The sequence below is a fragment of the Streptomyces sp. NPDC006733 genome (assembly GCF_040636125.1).
Lineage (GTDB): Bacteria > Actinomycetota > Actinomycetes > Streptomycetales > Streptomycetaceae > Actinacidiphila.
Genome location: NZ_JBEYJD010000024.1, coordinates 121,656 through 140,784, shown reverse-complemented (window position 1 = coordinate 140,784; position 19,129 = coordinate 121,656). Strand labels below are relative to the sequence as shown.

15 protein-coding genes are annotated in these 19,129 nt (G+C 75.7%); 11 read left to right on the top strand and 4 right to left on the bottom strand.

What is annotated here, in order from left to right; translation table 11 throughout:
- Positions 1-186 precede the first annotated feature (186 nt).
- Positions 187-546 (top strand): GNAT family N-acetyltransferase, encoded by a 360-nt coding sequence (locus tag ABZ721_RS22300; protein ID WP_358790404.1) that lies wholly within the window; start codon positions 187-189, stop codon positions 544-546.
- Positions 547-661: 115 nt separating this feature from the next.
- Positions 662-1,384 carry a DedA family protein gene (locus tag ABZ721_RS22295; RefSeq protein ID WP_358790403.1) on the top strand — a complete coding sequence of 241 codons (723 nt, stop codon included), beginning with the start codon at positions 662-664 and terminating at the stop codon, positions 1,382-1,384.
- 30 nt (positions 1,385-1,414) lie between these two features.
- Here ABZ721_RS22295 and ABZ721_RS22290 read toward each other — a convergent pair whose 3' ends face one another.
- On the bottom strand, positions 1,415-1,975 hold the full coding sequence (locus tag ABZ721_RS22290) for a gamma carbonic anhydrase family protein (RefSeq protein WP_358790402.1): 561 nt from the start codon (positions 1,973-1,975) through the stop codon (positions 1,415-1,417).
- A gap of 343 nt (positions 1,976-2,318) precedes the next feature.
- On the opposite strand from ABZ721_RS22290, the gene ABZ721_RS22285 reads away from it, so the two are divergent.
- The 7 genes from ABZ721_RS22285 (at position 2,319) to ABZ721_RS22255 (ending at position 16,174) form a co-directional block, all read left to right on the top strand.
- Positions 2,319-3,677, top strand: a complete 1,359-nt coding sequence (locus tag ABZ721_RS22285; RefSeq protein ID WP_358790401.1) for an MFS transporter — start codon at positions 2,319-2,321, stop codon at positions 3,675-3,677.
- A 79-nt stretch (positions 3,678-3,756) separates the two neighbouring features.
- On the top strand, positions 3,757-5,085 hold the full coding sequence (locus ABZ721_RS22280) for a non-ribosomal peptide synthetase (protein WP_358790400.1): 1,329 nt from the start codon (positions 3,757-3,759) through the stop codon (positions 5,083-5,085).
- A 181-nt stretch (positions 5,086-5,266) separates the two neighbouring features.
- Entirely contained in the window at positions 5,267-8,506 is a 3,240-nt protein-coding gene (locus tag ABZ721_RS22275) for an amino acid adenylation domain-containing protein (RefSeq protein WP_358790399.1), read from the top strand.
- Entirely contained in the window at positions 8,506-10,455 is a 1,950-nt protein-coding gene (locus ABZ721_RS22270; RefSeq protein WP_358790398.1) for a non-ribosomal peptide synthetase, read from the top strand. The genes ABZ721_RS22275 and ABZ721_RS22270 overlap by 1 nt, the downstream gene beginning before the upstream one ends.
- A 136-nt stretch (positions 10,456-10,591) precedes the next feature.
- Complete coding sequence (locus ABZ721_RS22265) at positions 10,592-12,391, top strand: non-ribosomal peptide synthetase (protein WP_358790397.1); 1,800 nt, start codon at positions 10,592-10,594, stop codon at positions 12,389-12,391.
- Positions 12,381-15,278: a condensation domain-containing protein gene (locus ABZ721_RS22260; protein ID WP_358790396.1), complete on the top strand. Its 2,898-nt coding sequence runs from the start codon at positions 12,381-12,383 to the stop codon at positions 15,276-15,278. The genes ABZ721_RS22265 and ABZ721_RS22260 overlap by 11 nt, the downstream gene beginning before the upstream one ends.
- A gap of 122 nt (positions 15,279-15,400) precedes the next feature.
- The gene (locus ABZ721_RS22255) at positions 15,401-16,174 is read left to right on the top strand and encodes an acyltransferase (RefSeq protein WP_358790395.1); all 774 of its coding nucleotides are present in this window, start codon (positions 15,401-15,403) and stop codon (positions 16,172-16,174) included.
- Positions 16,175-16,193: 19 nt separating this feature from the next.
- Here the strand turns inward: ABZ721_RS22255 and ABZ721_RS22250 are convergent, their stop codons facing one another.
- A complete protein-coding gene (locus tag ABZ721_RS22250; RefSeq protein ID WP_358790394.1) occupies positions 16,194-17,057 on the bottom strand; it encodes an EamA family transporter in 864 nt (287 codons plus the stop codon).
- Between the two features lie 96 nt (positions 17,058-17,153).
- On the opposite strand from ABZ721_RS22250, the gene ABZ721_RS22245 reads away from it, so the two are divergent.
- Together ABZ721_RS22245 and ABZ721_RS22240 are read left to right on the top strand one after the other, a co-directional pair.
- On the top strand, positions 17,154-17,726 hold the full coding sequence (locus ABZ721_RS22245; RefSeq protein WP_358790393.1) for an XRE family transcriptional regulator: 573 nt from the start codon (positions 17,154-17,156) through the stop codon (positions 17,724-17,726).
- Positions 17,727-17,745: 19 nt separating this feature from the next.
- A complete protein-coding gene (locus ABZ721_RS22240; protein WP_358790392.1) occupies positions 17,746-18,276 on the top strand; it encodes a YbaK/EbsC family protein in 531 nt (176 codons plus the stop codon).
- A gap of 4 nt (positions 18,277-18,280) precedes the next feature.
- On the opposite strand, the gene ABZ721_RS22235 is transcribed toward ABZ721_RS22240, so the two are convergent.
- Together ABZ721_RS22235 and ABZ721_RS22230 are read right to left on the bottom strand one after the other, a co-directional pair.
- A complete protein-coding gene (locus tag ABZ721_RS22235) occupies positions 18,281-18,523 on the bottom strand; it encodes a hypothetical protein (protein WP_358790391.1) in 243 nt (80 codons plus the stop codon).
- A gap of 74 nt (positions 18,524-18,597) precedes the next feature.
- Positions 18,598-19,077: a rhodanese-like domain-containing protein gene (locus ABZ721_RS22230; RefSeq protein ID WP_358790390.1), complete on the bottom strand. Its 480-nt coding sequence runs from the start codon at positions 19,075-19,077 to the stop codon at positions 18,598-18,600.
- Positions 19,078-19,129 lie beyond the last annotated feature (52 nt).

Below are 19,129 nucleotides of genomic sequence, written 5' to 3'. Positions count from 1 at the left end.
TGCGTTTCGGGGGGGGGGCGGGGGGGGGGGGGGGGGCCCCCCCCCCCCCCCCCGGGGGGGGGGGGCCCCCCCCCCCCCCCCCGCCGCGGCGCGTCATCCGGCGGGGCCCGCCCGGATCGCGCCGTTCCCCGCCGACCGCCCTGCCGGTGCCGCACACGCGGCCCCCGGTCGCGCATGATGGACGGCATGGACAACGGCAGGGACATTCGGGACGACCGGGCGGCGGGCCGCCTGGGGGCATGGGCCGGGGACGAACCGCTCGGCCGGATCGACTACTTCGTGCTGGAGGACGACGGGAGCGGCGCCGGCGGCGCGCTGGTGGCGGTGCACACCGTGGTCGAGCCGGAGCACCAGGGCGAGGGCGTCGCGGGCGCGCTCGCCGAGGCGCTGTACGAGCTGGCCGCCGCCGAGGGGCGGGCCGTCGTGCCGCTGTGCCCGTATGTGGCGGCCTGGTCCGTCAAGCACGCCGACCGGGCGCCGCAGCCGGATCCCGCGCTGACCGACCGCGCGAAGCAGCGGCTGTCGGCCGACCCCGATCTGTGGTGACGGGGCCCGGGGGAGCGGCCCGTCGCCCGGACCGCCGGGCGGAGCCGTTCGGTTAGGCTGCACTGACGTGTGCCACGGCACACGGTCCGCATGGTGTCCAGGGGAGGACTCGGCAGTGCACGTGCAGGAATGGATCGAGGCGATCGACCCGCTCGCCGTCTACGTGGTGGTCGGGCTGGTCATCGGGCTCGAGAGCCTGGGCATCCCGCTCCCCGGCGAGATCGTTCTCGTCACCGCCGCGCTGATGTCCTCACAGGGGACGATCAACCCGTGGATCGTCGGCGCCTGCGCGATCGCGGGCGCGGTGATCGGTGACTCCATCGGCTACTCGATCGGCCGCAAGGGCGGCAAGCCGCTGCTCGACAAGCTCGGCCGCAAGTTCCCCAAGCACTTCTCCCCCGGCCATATCGCCACCGCCGAGCGGTCGTTCGAGCGCTGGGGGATGTGGGCGGTGTTCGTCGGCCGCTTCGTGGCGCTGCTGCGCATCTTCGCCGGCCCGCTGGCCGGCGTCCTGAAGATGCCCTACTGGAAGTTCTTCATCGCCAACGCCCTCGGCGGCGTCGTGTGGGCGGGCGGCACCACCGCCGTCATCTACAACGTCGGCGTGGTGGCGGAGCCGTGGATCAAGCGGTTCGGCTACTTCGGGCTGGCGGCGGCCGTGCTGTTCGGGATCGGCTCGTTCGTCTTCGTCCAGCGCCGCGCCAAGGCGCACACGCCGGACGAGCCGGCCGGGAGCGTCGAGACCACGGAGACGGCGGAGAGCGTGCCGAGCGCGCGGACGCCGGACGCTCCGGTGGGCGGCAGCGCGGAACCCCTGGCGACGCCGACGGGCGAGTGACCCGGGGGCCGGGCGGCTGACCGATCCGGTTCAGGCCTCGTCGGCGCCCGGCTCTTGCGTGCCCGGTTCGAAGGCCGCGCGGTGGGCGCGGGACAGCTCGACGTAGCCCGCGGCGTTGAACAGCACCGACTCCCGTTCCTCCGCGGTCAGCTCGCGCCGCACCTTGGCCGGGACCCCGGCCACCAGCGAACCCGGCGGCACGCGCATCCCCTGCGGTACGAGCGCGGCTGCGGCGACCAGCGAGCCGGTTCCGATGTGCGCGCCGTTCAGGACGGTGGCGCCCATGCCGATCAGCACGTCGTCCTCGACGGTGCAGCCGTGCAGCACCGCGTTGTGGCCCACCGAGACCCGCTCGCCGACCACGACGGGGAACCCGGGGTCCGCGTGCACCGAGCAGTTGTCCTGGATGTTGCTGTCGGCGCCGATGCTGATCGACTCGCAGTCGCCGCGCAGGACGGCGTGGTACCAGGCGCTGGAGCCCGCCGCCATCGTGACGTCGCCGACGACGACCGAGGTGGGCGCGGTGAACGCCGCCGGATCCACCTGGGGCTTGCGCCCCGCCACATCGGCTATCAGTGCCCGCTCCGCCATGGAATCCCGCCCTCGCATCCGCGCCTTCACCGTCGACCAGCACCGTATACGACGGGTCGGTGGCCGCGGCGGGTCAGTACGTGCATACGGCATCGAAGGAGGGTGGGGATTATTTTCGGTCAGAGGTGCGATTCACCGGCGCATGGGCGGGGATCACTGGGGTCCGGCCGCGCCGGGGCCGTCGGATCCTGCTGTTGCCAGGCTCCAACGTGCTGAGTTCATCCCGCTGTTGCCCGAATCTGGCGGAAGATTTGCTGATTTAGTGGAGGTAGTGCAAAAGATTCGACCGAAAGTGTTCTTTGCGCTTTGACGGGTGACGGCGTTTGCGGTGAGGGTCTGGCACATGTCCCCTTTACCCCGAACCGCGTCGAGCGGTCTGCTGCGCATGCGCGACTTCCGCCTGCTGCTCGCCGGTGCCGCGGCCGGCCAGGTCGGTGCCCAGGTCACCCTGGTCGCGCTGCCGCTCGTGGCGGTCCTCGAACTCAAGGCGCCCGCGTTCCAGGTGGGGCTGCTCACGGCCGCGGAGACCGCCGCGTTCCTGCTGATCGGCCTGCCCGCGGGCGCGCTGGTGGACCGGATGCGCAAGCGGTCGCTGATGATCCGCGCCGACCTGGTGCGGGCGGTGTCGATGGCGAGCATCCCGCTGGCCGCCGTCGCCGACGTCCTGACAATGGCGCAGCTGTACGTCGTCGCCCTCGTCACCGGCGCGGCGACCGTCTTCTTCGACGTGGCCCACCAGAGCTACCTGCCCGAACTCCTGCCGCGCGAGCGGCTGATGGCGGGAAACGGGGCGCTGGAGACCATCCGCTCCTCGGCCCAGGTCACCGGCCCCGGCCTCGGCGGCGGGCTGGTGCAGCTCGTCGGGGCGCACCTGGCGATCGGGGCCGACGCGATCGGCTACGTCGTCTCGGCACTGTTCCTCGGGGGCATCGGCAAGCCGGAGAGCCGACCGGAACCGGTGCCCGGCGCGTCCCTGCGCAAGGAGATCGGCGAGGGACTGCGGTTCGTGCTCGGCCACCGGCTGCTGCGCGTCATCGCGACCAGCACCGGCCTGTCCAACTTCTTCACCGCGATGCTGATGGCGACGCAGACCGTCTTCCTGGTGCGGGTCATCGGCCTGCAGCCCGCCGCCATCGGCCTGATGCTCTCCGCGTCCGCCGCCGGCGGACTGGCCGGTGCGCTCTGCGCCGGCCGGCTGGCCGCCCGGCTCGGCCAGGCCCGCGTCATCTGGCTCTCCGCCCTGGCGACCGGCCCGTTCGCGCTGCTGTGGCCGCTGTCGGGGCACGGCGCCGCCGCCGTCCTGTTCGCCGTCGGCTCCGGCGTGGTCTCCTTCGGAGCCGTCGTCTACAACGTCGCCCAGGTGAGCTTCCGGCAGACCCTGTGCCCGCCGCGCCTCCTGGGCCGGATGAACGCCACCCTGCGCTTCCTCGTGTGGGGCACGCTGCCGCTCGGCGCCCTGGTCGGCGGCGCCGTCGCCGACGCCTTCGGGGCGCGCGCCGCCCTGTGGGTGTGCGCGGTCGGGTTCCTCGTCGTCCCGCTGCGCCTGCTGCTGTCCCCGCTGCGCCGGATGCGAGACCTGCCGCCTCCTCCGGAGGACGTCGAGGACGGCGCAGGGGGCGCTGCCGGGAACGGTCGTACCGGCGCCGCGTCCGACACAGGACCCGGCACCGAGTCCGACACCGCGTCCGCCGCCGTCCGCTGACCGGCGGGTCGCACCCGGAACCCTCCGTACGACGAACCCCCTCGGCTCCGCCCTGCCCTGCCACGTCAGAGAGGATCACGTGCCCCGCACCATCACGGACCAGTACCTGGCCCGCTTCCAGCGCATCGCCGCCGCTGACGGCGGTACCTCCCTCCTGCCCGTCACCGGCGCCCAGCGGCGCTTCGTCCTGGTGCGGGCCATGGACCCCGCGGGACGGCCCGACCTCGTCCCGATGTTCTTCGCCTTCCCCGGCGGCACCGTGGACCCGGCGCGGCTGCGCCGGGCCGCGAACCGGCTGGCCGCCCTGCATCCCGTGCTGCGGGCCCGCCCGGAGGTGGTGCGCGGCACCCCGGTACTCCGGCCGGCGGAACCGGACGTACCGGTGGAACGGGTCGTCCGCGCCCCCGGTGAGGACGCGGCCGGCGCGCTGCGCCGGGTCCTGGGCGGCTGGAGCGCGCAGGGCTCGCCGCTGCGGCTGTACCTGGTCGACCACGGGCCGGCCGCCGGCGAGGAGGTGCTCGCCGTCGTCCTGGACCACACCGCGTGCGACGGCCAGTCCCTCGCGCGCATCGTCGAGGAGCTGACCGCCGCGTACCGCGACGCGCCGCGGTCCGCGGGCCCCGAACCCGCCGAGGTGGCCGCGGAGCTGGCCGCCTACCGCGAGGCGGTGCAGCTGCAGCTCGACGCCGAACGCCGCGCGGGATCCGCCGCCGCGCTCGCGTACTGGGGCGACCGGCTGCGCGTGGCGCACGAACGGGCGCCGCAGCCGCGGCCGCGTACGACCGTGCCCGGCGCGCTGCCCACCGGCGCCGCCGAACTGCGGCTGCCCGCGGCCGCCTCCGGCGTGCCGTTCCCCGCGCTGCTCGACGCCTGCCGGGCCACCGCCCGGGTGCTGTACGGGCCGGGCCACGTGCCGCCGATCGGCTACCCGTGGGGCGGCCGCCCGGCCGGCGCGCCGCCGGTCCTCGGCTGCTTCCTCAACACCGTGGTCTTCCCGGCCGCGACGGTCGACGTCCCGCACGCCCCCGACGAGACGGCCACCCAGTGGTGGGACGACCTGGACCGGGCCGACACCCCCTTCGACGAGGTGGTGCACGCCGCCCGTTCGGCCGGCTCGCAGTGGTCCGGCCGGCTGGACGGACTGCTGACGGTGGACGACGCCCGGCGCCGTCCCGCGCTGCGGCTGGGCGGGGTGGAGGGCCGGGAGGTCCACGTCGACGGGCGCCAGGTGCGCGCCCCGTTCGCGGTCTCCGTCACCCACGGCCCCGAACTCCACGTCCGGATGGTGTGGGACCGCGCGGTGCTCGACGACGCCGCGGCCCGCGACGCCTTCGCCGCCTTCCGCGACGCGGTGCGCGTCCCGGACCCGGCACCCGCCGCCGTCCCGGCCGTCGCGCCCGTCGGCTGACCGGCGCGGCACCCCGAAAGCGCCCCGACGACCCCGCACACCAACAACCCCACCCTTCGACTTCCCGAACCACCGCAGCCGGCCCGCGAGATCCGCGGACCGGCCGGTGAGCCGCGGGCGGAGCACGACCGTGCCTCCGTCCGCACCCCAGGAACCCGACCCGACAACCCAGGGATCGCCGATGCTCCCCCTCTCTCCGTCGCAGGAGATCGTCTGGCTGCACGAACAAGTGCAGCCGGGCAGCCGCGCCTACAACTTCACCGCCTCCCTCGACCTGTGGGGCACGCTCGACACCGAGGCGCTGCGCCGCGGACTGGCCGCGGCCCTCGACCGCCACCCCGGGCTGCGCCTGGAACTCGTGGCCGTCCCGGGCGCGATGCCCGCGCAGCGGGAGGCCGACCTGTGCGAGCCCCGGCTGCGCACCGTCGACCTGACCGGGGAGGCGGACCCGGAGGCCGCGTTCGCGCGGCTGCTCCGCACGGAGGCGGAGACCCCGCTCGACACGTACGAGGCGCCGCTGCTGCGCTGGACGCTGGCGCGGCTCGCCGACGACCAGCACCGGCTCATCCACGTCGAGCACCACCTGATCCACGACGGGCACTCGTTCGCGATCCTGCTGAACGACGTCTTCACCGTCTACCGCGCCCACGTCCTGGGCGAGCCGGCCGAGCTGCCGGCCGCCACCTCCTACGTCGACCACGTGCGCGCGCTCGACGCGGACGACGACCGGGCGGCGGCGGAGCGGCGGTCGAGCCTGGAGTACTGGACGGCCGAACTGCGCGACGCCTCCTTCGACCTGCCGCTGCCCGGGCTGGCCCGGCCCGGCGCGCGGCGCCGGCACCACGGCGGGCAGTTGCGCCAGTCGATCGGCGCGGACCTGACCGAGCGGCTGCGCGCCCACACCGTGGAGCGCGGGCTGACCCCGTTCTCCACGCTGCTCGGGCTCTTCGCCGAACTCCTGCGCCGCCACAGCGGCCGCGAGCAGATGGTCGTCGGCACCGCCGTCGGCAACCGCCCGCGCGGCTTCGAGAACGCCGTGGGCATGTTCGTCAACACGATCCCGCTGCGGCTGCGCCTGGACCCGGCCGCCCCGGCCGAGGACACCATGGACGAAGTGACCGACACCCTCTTCCGCGCCCTGCCGCACCAGGAGGTGCCGGTCCAGGAGCTGACCCGCGCCCTGGGACTGCACACCTCGGGCGCGGACAACCCGCTGTTCAGCGTCATGTTCAGCGCCCACGACGCCCCGCTGCCCGAGATCGACGTGCCCGGCCTGGACATCACGCTCTTCGAGGGGTTCAACACCGGCACCACCCGCTTCGACCTCGACGTCGTACTGCTCCCGGACGACCGGCGCGGGGTCAGCCCGCGGCAGGGGGCCCGGGGCATGACCCTGGTCTGGGACTACGACGCCGACCTGTTCGGCGAGGACACCGCGAAGCTGCTGACCGAACGCTTCCTGGACCTGCTGCGCGGCTACCTGGACGCGCCCGGCACCGTGCTCGCCGACCTCGCGCTCCCGGCCCCCGCCGCCCGGCCCGGCGCGCCGGTCCCACCGGTCGCGTCGCAGGGGTCCGATCCGCTCGACCCGGCCGCCGCCCACGACCCGGCGCTGCCCGCGCTGCTGGTCGGCGCCCGCCGGCTGACCTACGGGGACCTCGACGAGCAGGTCGCCGCGGTCGCCCGCCGGATGCTGGCGGCGGGCGTGACGGCCGGTCAGCCGGTCGCCGTCGTCCTGCCGCGCGGCGCCGACTCGGTGGTGGCGCTGCTGGCGTGCCTGCGGACGGGCGCGGTGTACTGCCCGCTGTCGCCGTCCGATCCGCAGGCCCGGCTGGAGCTGCTGCTGCACCGGCTGGAGCCGGCGCTCGTGCTCACCTCCGCGGCCGCGGGCGTGACGCTGCCCGAGGGCCTGCCGGTGACCGCGCTCGACGCCGACTCCTATCCGGCCGCGCGCCCGGCCGCGGTGGTGCCCGGTGCGGCGTACGTCATCCACACCTCCGGCTCGACCGGCATCCCCAAGCCGGTGGCGGTGGGCCGGGCCGCGCTGCGGAACCATCTGACCGGGGTGGCCCAGCGGTTCGCGCTGGCGGCCGGTGACCGGGTACTGCTCTTCGCCCAGCCGTCGTTCGACGTGGCCCTCGAAGAGGTCCTGCCGTCGCTGTACGCCGGCGCCTGCCTGGTCGTCCCGGAGCGCGAGGTGCCCACCGGCGCCGAGCTGGCCGAACTGCTGGCCGCCGCCCGGATCACCGTCGCCAACCTGCCCACCAGCTACTTCCTCGCCACCCGCGCGGAGCTGCGGGACGTGCTGCGCGACCGCCGCTGGGCGCCGCGGCTGCTGGTGCTCGGCGGGGAGCGCATCCCGGCCGACGCGCTGCGCCCGTTCCTGGCCGACACCGACGCCACCGTGCTCAACGTCTACGGCGTGACCGAGGCGTCGATCAGCTCCACCGTGCACGAGATCACCCGCGACAGCCTGGCGGACGGCGTCGAGATCCCCCTGGGCACCGAGCTGCCCGGCGAGCGGATCCACGTCCTGGACGCGGCCCACCGTCCGCTGCCGCCCGGGGCGGTCGGTGAACTGGCCGTCGCCGGAGCCGGGCTGGCCGAGGGGTACCTCGGCAACCCGGAGGCGACCGCGGCCCGGTTCGTGACGGTCCCGGCGCTGGGCGGCGAGCGGGTCTACCTCACCGGCGACCTCGGCCACCGGGACCGCGACGGGCTCCTGCACTTCCTCGGACGGCGTGACAACCAGATCAAACTGCGCGGCTACCGGATCGAGTTGGAGGAGGTCGAGGCCGCCGCCTCGGCCGTGCTCGGCGGCCGCTCCTGCGCGGTCGTGCTGGACCGCGAGGCGGCCGGCGGCCCCCGGCTGGTCGGCTTCCTGGAGAGCGGTGCCGAACGGGACGGCACGCGTGACGGCGGACGGGACGGCGACAGCGAACCGTGGGACGAGCAGCGGATGCACGTCGAGCTGAGCGGGCGGCTGCCCGGCGCGCTCGTGCCCGGCCGCTGGGCCCGGCTGGAGCGCATGCCGACGCTGGCCGGCGGCAAGCCCGACCGGGTCGCGCTGGCCCGGCTGGCCGCCGCGCTGGAGCCGGCGGCCCCGGCGGACGAGCCTGCCGCCGACCTGGACCCGGCCGCGTTCACCGCCGATCCGGCGTTGGCGCTGCTCGCCGAGGGCTGGAGCGAGGTGCTGGGCCACCGCCGCTTCACCCCGTCCTCGCACTTCTTCCAGATCGGCGGGCACTCCGTGCTCGCCGCGCACCTGGCGGCCTGGCTGGAGCCGCGGCTCGGCGAACGGCCGCCGCTGCGGCTGCTCTTCCGCCATCCGGTCCTGGCCGACCAGGCTCAGGCCCTGGGCCTGCTCACCCCGCTGTCCGTCGCCGCTTCCGGCGCCGCGCCCACGCCGAAGGAGTCGTGATGACGAACACCCTGACCAGCGACAGCAAAACCCTGTCCAACGGCCCCGGCACCCTGCCCAGCGTCGCGTACGGCGCGGCCCTGCCCGCGACCGCCGCCCCGGCCGTGCTCGCCCGCTACGAGGAGTGGGTCCGCCGCTCCCCGCAGGCCCCCGCCGTGGTGGACGGCGACCACACGTGGAGCTACCGGCAGGTGGACGAGGCGGCCGACGCCCTGGTGCGCGCCCTGGACGGCCGGGTGCGCTCCGGTGACGTCGTCGGCGTCTGCCTCGACCGTTCGGCCGCCCTGGTCGCCACCGCGGTCGCCCTCGCCCGGCTCGGCGCGGTCTACCTGCCGCTGGGCCCCCGCCCCGGGGAGCGGCGCCTCGGCGCGGTCACCGAGGACGTCGCGGTGGTCTGCCTGATCGGCGATCCCGCCGTACTGCCCGCCGGCCACCGGGCTGCCGAGCAGGTCGAACTGCCGCTGCCCGGTGAGGGTGCCAACGCCGCCGCCACGGTCGTCGCCGCTTTCGCCCCGCCCGCCGCCGGTGCCCGCCCGGCACCGCCGGAGGCGTTCTACGCCGTGCTGACCTCGGGTTCCACCGGGCGCCCCAAGGCGCTCGCGGTCGCGGAGCCGGCGCTGGCCTCCCTGCTGGACTGGTACCGCGACGTGACGGGTCTTGCCCCCGGCGACCGGCAGTCCCTGCTGATCGGCGTCGCGTTCGACCCGCACGTCATGGAGTTGTGGGCCGGGCTGACCTCGGGCGCCGCGCTGGTGCCCGCGCCCGACGCGGTCCGCTGGGACCCGGCCGAGCTCACCGACTGGTGGCGCGCGGCGGCGGTGACGGTCTGCGTCTCGGCCACGCCCATGGCGGAGCCGGTGCTCGACCGCTCCTGGCCACAGGATTTGACGCTGCGTCATCTGATGGTCGGCGGCGACCGGCTGCGGCGCGGGCCCGGCCCCGACGTGACCGCCACCGTCCACAACGCCTACGGCCCGGCCGAGGCCACCGTCGTCACCACCACCCACGCCATGCCGCCCACCGGACGGGTGTCGGACGACGCGAGCGCACCGCCGATCGGCCTGCCGATCCCCGGCGTCACGGTGGTCGTCGCCGGTGCGGACGGCACGGTGGCCGCCCGCGGTGAGGCGGGGGAGCTGCTCATCGGCGGCGCCTGCCTGGCGATCGGCTACCTGGACCCGGAGCTGACGGCCCGGCGTTTCACCGCCGCGCCTGCCGGGTCGCACGCGCTCGGGCCGGACGTACCCGGGTCGGACGTACCCGGGTCGGACGCGCTCGGCGCGGACCGCTTCTACCGCACCGGGGACCGGGTGCGGATGCTCGCGGACGGGCGGCTGGAGTTCCTCGGCCGGCTCGACGACCAGGTGAAGATCAGCGGGGTGCGCATCGAACCGGCCGAGGTGGCGGCCGCGTTCGAGCAGGACCCGCGGGTGCGCGGTGCCGTGGTGACCGCGCCCCGCACGGCCGACGGCCGCACCCGGCTGGTGGCGTTCGTCCTGCCGGCCGCCGGCGCCGCCCCGACCGCGGACGAGCTGCTGGCGGCGGTGCGGGCCTGGCTGCCCGAGCAGGCGGTGCCGTCGACGGTGCGCGTCGTCGAGGCCTTCCCGCTCGACGCCAACGGGAAGGTGGACCGCGCGGCACTGCTCGCCATCGAGGCGTCCGCTCCCGCGACCCCGGCCCCCGCCGCGCCCGACGACGACGCGACCGGCAGCGAACAGCTCGTGCTGGCGGTGGTCCGCGACCTGCTCGACCGTCCGGACGCCGTCCTGGACGACAACTTCGCCGCGCTCGGCGGCACGTCGATCAGCGCGGCCCGGCTGCTGGCCGCCCTGGAGCGCGCGTCGGGCACCCGGCTGCGCGCCCCCGAGGTGCTGCGCCAGCCGGACCTGCGGGCGGTGGCCGCCGTGCTCGACCGTCGCCGCGCGGCCGCCGCACCGGCGGTGGTCTGAGATGACGACACCCACTGCTGCGGTGACGCCCTCAGCCGCGCCTGCCCCTGCGGTGACGACCTCACTCGCGCCCGTACCCACTCCCGGCGTGACGACCGCCTCCCCTCCCACCCGCGCCGACCGGAAGGAAGCCCCCGTGACCGCCCTGCCCGCCCTGGTGGCCCAGCACGCCGAACGGACCCCGCACGCCCTGGCGGTGGTCGACGGCGATACCACCCTCACCTACCGGCAGCTCGTGACCTCCGCCCGCTGCCTGGCCGCGCATCTGCGCGGCCACGGGGTCCGGCCCGGCGACCGGGTGGCGCTGCTGATGCCGCGCTCGGCCCGCACCGTGGTCGCGCAGCTCGCCCTGTGGTGGGTGGGCGCGGCCTGCGTCCCCCTCGACCCCGCGCACCCGCGTCCGCGGATCGAGGCGATGCTCGCCGACTCCGGCACGACGCTGACCGTCGGCGACGGCAAGCTGCTCGCGTCCGCGTCCGGCACCGGGGCGACGCTGGCGCTGCCCGAGGACCCGCTGTCCGGGTTCGGCGGGGACGATGTGTCCGCGTCCGTGCCCGCCGCCGACACCGGTCCGGACGCGACCGCGCTCGTGCTGTTCACGTCCGGCTCCACCGGCGTGCCCAAGGGGGTGACCGTCACCCACGGCGGCATCGCCGAACTGGTCACCGACCCGCGGTACGTGACCGTCACCGCGCGGGACCGGGTGCTGTTCCACTCGCCGACGACGTTCGACGCCTCCACCTTCGAGGTGTGGGTCGCCCTCGCCAACGGCGCCTCCGTCGTGGTGTGCACCACCGAGCGGCCCTCGTTCGAGGACCTCGCGCAGCACGTCGAGCGGCACGGCGTGACCGTCGCGTTCTTCACCACCGCGCTCTTCCACCAGCTCGCCGCCCGCCGCTCGCGGCTGTTCGCGGTGCTGCGCACCGTCGTCGCCGGCGGTGAGGCGATGGCCGCCCAGCAGGCCCGCGCGGTGCTGCGCGCCTTCCCGTGGCTGGAGCTGGTCAACGGCTACGGCCCGACCGAGACGACGACCTTCGCCACCGCCCACCGGGTCACCGACGCGGACTGCGACGGCCCGGTGCCGATCGGCCGCCCGATCGCGGGCGCCACCGCCCACGTGCTGGACGGGGCGGCCGTGCCCGTCGCGGACGGCGGGCGCGGCGAGCTGTGGATCGGCGGCAGCCGACTCGCGAACGGCTACGCGGGACGCCCGGAGCTGACCGCGGAGCGGTTCGTGGAGCACGCCTCGCTGGGGCGGCTCTACCGCACGGGCGATCTGGTCGTGCGCCGCCCGGACGGCGTGCTGGAGTTCCACGGCCGCGCCGACGACCAGGTCAAGGTGCGCGGCTTCCGGATCGAGCCGGGCGAGATCGAGCACCTGCTGCGCGAGCAGCCCGACGTGGACGAGGCGGCCGTCACCGTCCGGCGGCCCGCCGAGGGCGACGCGCGGCTGGCCGCGTTCGTCGTGGCGGCGCCCGGCCCGGTGCCGCGCGCCGAGGCCCTGCGCACCCGGCTCGCCGCCCACCTGCCCGCGCACCTGGTCCCGGACGAGCTGACGTTCGTGGAACGGCTCCCGCTGACGGTGTCCGGCAAGGTCGACCGCCGGGCGCTCGCCGAGCTGCGCGGTGTCACCGCCACCGAGGACCGGACCGAGCCGCTGACCCCGCTGCAGCAGGCCGTCGCCGACATCTGGGGCCGCGCCCTGGGCTGCGAGGTCGCGCGGGCCGACGCCGACTTCATCGCCTACGGCGGCCACTCCCTGCTCGCGCTGATCGTCACGGACGACCTGCGCGAGGAGCTGGGGGTGACGCTGGCGCTGCCCGACTTCTTCGCCGCTCCCACCGTGGCCGGGCACGCCGCGCTCGTCGAACGCGCCCTGCTGGCCAACCACAGCGATCTCCACCCCGACGTGTCGGAGGACACCGATGGCCACTGACACCGACCCCGCCTCCGCCGCCCTGCAGGAGGAGTTGCTGCGCCGCGCGCGGGCCCGCGCCCGCGACAGCGCCCGTCCGGCGCCCGTCGACCTCCCGGCCCAGGGGCGGGTGCCGCTGTCCCACGCCCAGCGCCGCATGTGGCTGATGGACCGGCTCGGCCAGGGCGGTGCGCTGTACAGCGTGCCGTTCGCCACCCGGCTGCGCGGGCCGCTCGACGTGGCCGCCCTGGGCGCCGCGCTGACCGCGCTCGTCGCCCGCCACGACATCCTGCGCACGCGCTACGGGCAGCACGGCGACGAGCCGTACCAGGAGACGCTGCCCGCCCCGGAGGCGATCGCCGTACCGGTGCTCGACGCCGTCGGCGACGGCGTCACCGCGTTGACCGAGCAGGCGCGGCGCCCGTTCGACCTGGCCGCCGGCCCCCTGCCGCGCGCCCTGGTGCTGCGCCACGGGCCGCAGGACCACACCGTGATGCTGACGTTCCATCACATCAGCATCGACGGGGCCTCGTTGCGGACGGTGGCCGCCGAGCTGGCCGCGCTGTACGCGGCAGCGGCGGGCGGGAGCCCGTACGAGGCGGCCCGGCCGCCGCAGTACGCGGACTTCGCGGTGCGCGAGCACGCGGCCGCCGGCCGGCTCGAGGAGGGGCTCGCGCACTGGGCGCGCCGGCTGTCCGGCGCGCTTCCCCCGCGCCTGCCGCGCTCCGCGCGCGCCGCCGACCTGGCCGCGCGGCCCGCCGCCGTGCACACCGTGCCGCTGGACGAGGCGGTGCTGCCCGCGCTGCGCGAGCTGGGGCTGCGCCGCCGGGCCACCTTCTTCACCGTGGCCCTCGCCGCCGCCTTCGCCGCCCTGCACCGCTTCACCGGCGAGGACGACCTGGTGATCGGCTGCGCCGGCACCCACCGCGAGGGCGCCGCCGTGCGCGACCTCGTCGGGCTGTGCGTCAACACCCTGCCCGTGCGGGTGGACCTGTCCGGCGACCCGGCGTTCGCGGTCGTGGTGGACCGGGTACGGGACGCGCTGCTGGAGGCGCAGCAGCGCCGTGACGTGCCGTTCGACCTGGTCCTGGAGCGGCTGGGCGCCGCGGCCCGGGACGCCGACGGCACCCCGCTGGTCCGCGTCACCGCCGACGTCCTGGGCGAGCCCACCACGCTGCGGCTGCCCGGCCTGGAGGCGGAGCCGGTCGACGTGGCGGTGGGGGAGGCCAAGTTCGACCTGTCGTTCGGCGTCCGCGACACCGGCCGTCCCGCCGGTCTGGTGCAGTACGGGCGGGCGGCGCTCGACGACGCGGCGGGGGAGCGGCTGGCCGACGGCTTCGCCGACCTGCTGGCGGCGGTCGCCGCGGACCCGGAGCTGCCGCTGTCGCGGCTGCCCGTCGCCCCGGCTCCCGCGGGTGCTGTCGGCGGCCATCCCGCGGAAGGGCTGCTGCGCGCGCACCCGTCGGTCGCCGACGCCGCGGTGCCCTCCCCGGCCGGCGGACCGCTGCTGGCGTACGCCGTCCTGCGCGGGACCGGCGGCCCCTCGCCCGCCGAACTCCGCTCGTATCTGCGGGCGGGCCTGGACCGTGACCTCGTCCCGGCCGCCGTGACGCTGCTGGACGCGATGCCGCGCACCGCCGACGGCGCCCTGGATCCGGCCCGGCTGCCCGGCGCGCCAACAGGGCCGGTGGCTCCCGCCGCCCCCGCGACCCCCGCGGCCTCTGCGCCGAATGGGGTCCGGGCCGAGGCGGTGACGGCGGCGTTCGCCGCGCTGCTGGGCCGCACCCCCGGCCCCGACGACGACTTCTTCGTCCTCGGCGGCCACTCGCTGGTCGCCGTCCAGCTCGCCGAGCGGCTGCGCACCGGACTCGCCCTGCCGCTGACCGGCCTCGACGTGATGGAGCACCGCACCCCGCGGGCGATCGCTGCGCTGCTCGACGCGCGGGAGGCGGAACGCGAACGGCTGGTCACCGGGGTGCCGGTGCCGGCGTCCCGTACGCGGCGCACGCGGGAGGGCACGGTCCTGGTGACCGGCGGCACGGGCGGCGTCGGCGCCTTCGTCCTGCGCGAACTGGCGGCCCGGGGGCGGCCGGTGCTGGCGCTGTCCCGGCCCGAGTCGGCGCACCTGGTCGCGGGGGAGGGCGTGGAGGTCGTCGAGGGCGACCTGACCGACCTGGACGGGCTGCGGGACGCCGTCGGGAGGGCGGACGCGGTGATCCACGCCGCCTGCACGTTCACCCGACCCGAGGTGGACGTGGCGGCGATGACCGCGATGGCGGAGGCCTGGAAGCGCGGGCCGTTCGTCTTCGTCAGCAGCGTCGACGCCTACGGCCGGCCCGCGGGTGCGCGAGTCGCCGAGGAAGCGGCGTCGGAACGGCCGCTGAGCGCGTACGGGCAGGCGAAGCTCGACTGCGAGCGGCTGCTGATGCGGGCGGCGGGCACCGGCGGTCGCGGCGGTGCGAGCGTGGTGCGCTCGCCGCTCGTGTGGGGCCCGCACGACCGGCTGCGCGACCAGCTGCGCTGGGGCGCGACGGGGCTGCTCTACCAGGCGGCCCTGGCCGGGGAGCCGATCGACCTGCCGCGTCCGGGCGCCGCCGGGCACGACTGGTACGGCGCGCCCTGGGTGCACGCGGCGGCGCTGGCGCGTGCGCTCGGCGACTGCCTGGACAGCCCGGTGCACGGCGTCGCCAACGCGGTGAGCGGGCACGTCGGCTGGCCGGAGCTGGCCGCCGAGCTGACCCGGCTCCTCGGCAGCGCCGGCGAGATCCGGACCGTCGAGCGGGTGCACCCCGACCTCGACCACCGCTGGCACTACGTGACGGGCCGGCTGGCCACCGCGCTGGACGAGCGGCCCGGCGAGGACTGGCGCTCGGTGCTCGCGGCGATGACGGGCTCCGCCGGGCGCTGAGGGTTACGGGTGGTTCGGGGGTTCGGGTCAGGGGAGTCGCGTTCGCCGACGCGGCTCCCCTGACCCGCGTCGCCGTCACGTCCGTCACTTCGCCACCGCGCGGCACCGTATACGGTGATCCCGTGCCGAAGAACGAGAACGTGTTCTCCTCCGCGGCGGCCTGGCGCCGCCGCACCGCGTCGCGTCTGGTCCACCGCGGGTGGCGGTGGGTGCAGAACGCGGGCGCGGTGACCGCGCAGCGCCCCGGCCCGTACCGTTTCCGCAGTTTCGGTGACGGCTCGCGGCTGGCATTCCCGCTGGGCACGGTCTTCGGCGAGCAGTGGATCGAGATCGGGGAGCACTGCGTGGTGGGGGAGCAGGTGACCCTCACCGCGGGCATGATGCCGGACCTGGACCTCGGCCCCGACCCGGTCCTGCGGCTCGGCAACGGCGTGGTGCTCGGCCGGGGCAGCCATGTGGTGGCGTCGGCGCCCGTCGTCTTCGGCGACAACATCTTCGCCGGGCCCTATGTGTACGTCACGAGCGACAACCACTCCTACGACGACCCCCACGAGCCGGTCGGCAAGCAGTGGCCGCGCTCGGAGCCGGTCGAGATCGGTTCCGGCAGCTGGCTGGGCACGGGAGCGGTGATCCTGCCCGGGGCGCGGCTGGGCCGCAACGTGGTGGTCGCGGCGGGCGCGGTGGTGCGGGGTGAGGTGCCCGACCACGCGGTGGTCGCGGGCGCTCCCGCCAGGATCGTGCGCCGCTGGGACCCCGAGGCCGGCTGGCAGCCCCCGCTGCGGACGCCGCCGCCGGTGCCGATACCCGAGGGGATCACCCCGGAGCAGCTGATGGCGCTCGCCGAGGTGGAGGTGGGGGAGGTGGAGGCGGACCGGGCGGCGGATCCCGCGCTGTAGGTCCGGTGTCGTCCCGTCGCTATCCCGCGGCGAGCAGGATCGTGCCGGCCATCGCCAGCCCCGCGCCCGCCGCCTGGATCGCGAGCAGCCGTTCCTTGAGGAAGCCCCGCGCGGCGAGCGCCGTCACCACCGGGTAGAGCGAGGCGAGCACCGCGGCGACGGTGACCGGGCCGTTCTGCGCGGCCAGCGAGTACGTGCCGTTCGCCGCGACGTCCGCGAGGCCGACCAGGGTCAGCGCGGGCATCACGGACCACACCGCGGCCATGCCGCCCTCCGGGGCGGCGTCCGGGTCCCGCCGCACGGCCACCGCGAGGGCGGCGCCGCCGACCAGCGAGTTGCACACCCGCTGGACGAAGAGCGCGAGGAACAGCCCGGTGATCGTCGAGGACGCCTCGGCGATGAGCGCGAACACCGCGCCGAAGCCGAAGGCGGCGACGAGGGTGAGCAGCACCGTCCGGCGCTGCACGGGCGCGCCGCGCAGCTGCGGCCCGCCGGCCAGGACGACGCCGACGACGGCCACGGCGATCCCGCCGTACTGCAGCAGCCCGGGGCGCTCACCGAGCGTCAGCCCGACGGCGAGCGGGATGACGACGCCGATGGTGGCCAGCGGCGAGACCACGCCCATCGGGCCCTGGGCGAGGGCCTTGTAGAAGCAGATCATCGCGATCGGCCCGACGACGCCCGCGGCGACGGCGTACCAGAGCTGCGGGCCGATCTCGCTCCAGGCGCCGGTGGCCACGACGATGACGCCGAGCACGAGGGCGGCGGCGATCTGCGAGGCGACGACCACGACCAGCGCGGGCAGCCGGCGGGTGAGCAGGCCACCGCCGAAGTCGGCGAGCCCCCAGAGCAGGCTGGTGGCCAGCGCGAGAACCGCTGTCATGGGACTTCCTTCGCAGTACAGTGTGATGAACGTCGTGGTGCACCACACGGTAGTGCAATGAAGTGAACTCTGTCATTCATAATATTGGATGGAAGCGTGCCGGACCTCGAAATCGTCGCCCAGTCGCTCGCCCGCAACGTCAAACGGCTGCGGCAGGAGCGCGGATACAGCCTGGACGCCCTCGCCGCCCGCGCGGGCGTCAGCCGGGGCATGATCATCCAGATCGAGCAGGCCAGGACGAACCCCAGCATCGGCACCGTGGTGCGGATCGCCGACGCCGTCGGCATCAGCATCGCCAACCTGCTGGACTACGCCGACAGCCCCCAGGTCCGGCTGGTCCCCGCCGACCGTGCCGTACCGCTGTGGAGCACCCCGGGCGGCAGTTTCGGCACGCTCCAGGCCGGCACCGAGGCGCCCGGCCCGCTCGAACTGTGGTCCTGGCGGCTCATGCCCGGCGAGGGCCACGACTCCGACCCCCACCCGCCCGGCAGCGCCGAACTGATCCGGGTCGACGCGGGCGAGCTGACGCTCGTCGTCGAGGGCCAGGAGTACCGCGTCCCCGCCGGGACCACCGCGAGCTTCGACGCCCACGTCCCGCACGGCTACCACAACGCGGGGCCCGTCCCGGCCGAGATGACGCTCGCGATCGCCGTCCCGCCGCCCAGGTAGCGCCTGTTACGTTTCGGGTATGCGCGCACCCATCGGCAATTTCGACGAAGCCCACCCCGCCACCGACCGCCTCGACCTGCTCCCGGCTCCGGTGGCCGCCGCGGTGACCGCCGACATGCTCTACGTGGACACGGACCCCGAGAAGGCCGACACCGCCGTCTTCGTCGAGACGTACGGTGCCGACCTCCTGGACGCCTCGGCGAACTGCGTGGTCGTCGCGGGCAAGCGCGGCCAGGACGTCACGCTCGCCGCGTGCCTCGTGCTCTCCACCACCCGCGTCGACGTCAACGGCGTCGTGCGGCGCCATCTCGGGGCGCGCAAGGCCTCGTTCGCGGCGATGGACGCCGCGACCGGCGCGACCGGCATGGAGTACGGCGGCATCACCCCCGTCGGCCTGCCCGCCGACTGGCCGCTGCTCATCGACGCGGCCGTGGTCGAGGTTCCGTACCTGGTGATCGGCAGCGGCGCCCGGCGCGGCAAGCTGATCGTGACGGGCAAGGCCCTCGCCGCCCTCCCGGGCGCGGTCGTCCTCGAGGGCCTGGGCACCTGACCCGCTACGGCCGGCGCAGCGCCCGCCGCACCCGCCGCCCGGCCACCACCACACCCACCCCGCCCGCGACCCCGGCCAGCCCGGCCACCACGGCCCCCCACCAGTGATCGGGCATCACCCCGAGCACCCCCGCGAACACCGCCACCCCCACCGCGACGCCGAGCACCGGCAGCGCGTAGAACCACAACTCCCCGTACGTCTTCTCATCCAGCCCGAACGGCGGCGGAGGCCTGCGATCCTTCTTCACCCACCCACCGTAGGCGCCGCCCCTCACCCCGGCGCGACGCCGCGCACGCGGGTCTCCGAGCCGGCGCCGAGAGGTCAGCAGCCGCAGTCGTCCGTGTTCACCGGGGAGGTGAGGGGGTCCGGGTCCTGCTGGGCGGGGCCTTCGTGGGTTTCGTACGGGAAGCCTTCGCGGATCCAGTACTCCATGCCGCCCAGCATCTCCTTGACCTGGTAGCCGAGGGTCGCCAGGGCGTGGGCGGCGCGGGTGGCGCCGTTGCAGCCGGGGCCCCAGCAGTAGACGACGACCGGGACCTCACGGTCCAGGAACTCGGCGGCGAGCTGCGGGATCTGGGCGGTCGGCAGGTGGACCGCTCCCGGTACGTGGCCCTGGTCCCAGGACTCGGTGCTGCGGGAGTCGACGACGACGAAGCCGGGTTCCGCCGCCCGCAGGCCGGCCGCGACGTCCGAGACGTCGGCGTGGAAGGCGAGGGAGGCGGCGAAGTAGGCGGCCGCCGCGGCGGGTGCGGCGGGCGGGACGCGGAGGACGGGGTTCTCGGAAACGATCAGCTGTGTCATGGGGGGAAATCTACGCAGGGTGCGCGGCCCCGTGAAGGAGGGATTCCCGGCG

Excerpts from the sequence above, each read along its gene's own strand:
- ABZ721_RS22300 (WP_358790404.1), top strand. The coding sequence starts at position 187 with ATGGACAACGGCAGGGACATTCGGGACGACCGGGCGGCGGGCCGCCTG.
- ABZ721_RS22290 (WP_358790402.1), bottom strand. The coding sequence starts at position 1,975 with ATGGCGGAGCGGGCACTGATAGCCGATGTGGCGGGGCGCAAGCCCCAG.
- ABZ721_RS22285 (WP_358790401.1), top strand. The coding sequence starts at position 2,319 with ATGTCCCCTTTACCCCGAACCGCGTCGAGCGGTCTGCTGCGCATGCGC.
- ABZ721_RS22275 (WP_358790399.1), top strand. The coding sequence starts at position 5,267 with ATGCTCCCCCTCTCTCCGTCGCAGGAGATCGTCTGGCTGCACGAACAA.
- ABZ721_RS22270 (WP_358790398.1), top strand. The coding sequence starts at position 8,506 with ATGACGAACACCCTGACCAGCGACAGCAAAACCCTGTCCAACGGCCCC.
- ABZ721_RS22260 (WP_358790396.1), top strand. The coding sequence starts at position 12,381 with ATGGCCACTGACACCGACCCCGCCTCCGCCGCCCTGCAGGAGGAGTTG.
- ABZ721_RS22250 (WP_358790394.1), bottom strand. The coding sequence starts at position 17,057 with ATGACAGCGGTTCTCGCGCTGGCCACCAGCCTGCTCTGGGGGCTCGCC.
- ABZ721_RS22240 (WP_358790392.1), top strand. The coding sequence starts at position 17,746 with ATGCGCGCACCCATCGGCAATTTCGACGAAGCCCACCCCGCCACCGAC.
- ABZ721_RS22230 (WP_358790390.1), bottom strand. The coding sequence starts at position 19,077 with ATGACACAGCTGATCGTTTCCGAGAACCCCGTCCTCCGCGTCCCGCCC.